This window comes from Paraburkholderia sp. EG286B, from assembly GCF_040965655.1.
Classification (GTDB): domain Bacteria; phylum Pseudomonadota; class Gammaproteobacteria; order Burkholderiales; family Burkholderiaceae; genus Paraburkholderia.
Genome location: NZ_JBFRCF010000118.1, coordinates 1 through 1,272 on the forward strand (window position 1 = coordinate 1; position 1,272 = coordinate 1,272).

Here is a 1,272-nt window from a genome sequence, read left to right on the forward strand (position 1 = left end):
TGGTTCATCGAGGATTACCGGGGAACGCGGCGCGGATCTTGAGGAAGAAGTACTCCTCGTCGCGGTACCCGTAGGCTCTGCGCTTGATGACCTTGATGGTGTTGTTGATCCCTTCGACGACGCTGGTATTGAGTGGATGGCGACAGCGCGCCAGGATTCCATGCCAGTAGCCTTGCAGGCGCTGGGCAAATAGCTGCAGGGCAGCGATCCCGCTTTGCTGCGCCTGTTCGAACCACTGCTCCCACGCCTTTTGCGCCCACGCGGGTTTCTGGTAAAACCACAGCCGTTTCAGTTCGTCGCGCAGCACGTAGACGCATAGCAATGACTGGTTGGCAGCCAGCAGTTCCTTCAGTTGCACTGACTGCTCAGGTTTGAGGTTGCGGCGGTTGCGCAGCAGAAGCCAGCGACTGGACTTGAGCACCTTGCGCGCCGGCCGGTCGTGGCGTAGCTGGTTGGCCTGATCGACGCGCACCCGATCGATCACCTCGCGCCCGTATTTGGCTACGACATGGAACAGGTCGTAGACGATTTCGGCCTGCGGGCAATGCTCGTTGATCTCCAGCTCGTAGGCCGTCGTCATGTCGATTGCCACCGCTTCGATACGCTCGGCGACACCCTCAGGAAGCTGCTCAAAGAAGGCGCGGGCGGTCTCGCGCGAGCGTCCCTGCCCAACCCAGAGCACCTGGCGCCCGACTGGATCGACCACGACCGTGGCATAGCGATGGCCTTTGTGGAGCGCAAACTCATCCATCGCCAGATAGCGGATGCCCGACCAGTCCGGTTCGGCCACACGGGCCTGCAGGCGCATCTTGTCGATCGACTTGACCGTATGCCAGCCCAGATCGTAAAAGGCGGCCACCGCCTGCACGCTGGCCGCCTGCAACAGCTTCTCGCAGGCCTTGGCAAACCGCTCGGTCACCCGCTGGTAGCGGCCCAGCCAGTCCAGTTTCTCCAGCCTCGGACCACCACAGTGTTCGCACCACACGCGTCGGCGTGGCACATGCAGCACCACCCGGTACTCGAACAGCGGCAGATCACGCACGCGTCGCACGCTCGTCTCATGAATCTGCGAACAGCGCGCTCCACATTGCTCGCAATACATGACCTTGCTCACCGGCTTCAGATACAGCGAAAGCGTATGGCCTTCACCTTGTGGCCATTCAACCCGTTCCAGCCGATATCCTGTCCAGCAGCCCAGCGCCTGAAGTGCCTTGCGATCGAGCAACTCCGCCTCCTGAATTCCATAAAAGTCAGGACTCAGGTTACGCAATC

At 61.1% G+C, this 1,272-nt stretch carries 1 protein-coding gene; it reads right to left on the bottom strand.

All coding sequences use genetic code 11. From position 1 onward, the window contains the following. Nucleotides 1–4: 4 nt before the first annotated feature. Nucleotides 5–1,225: an ISL3 family transposase gene (locus tag AB4Y42_RS43970; protein WP_368697856.1), complete on the bottom strand. Its 1,221-nt coding sequence runs from the start codon at nucleotides 1,223–1,225 to the stop codon at nucleotides 5–7. Between the last annotated feature and the right edge of the window lie 47 nt (nucleotides 1,226–1,272).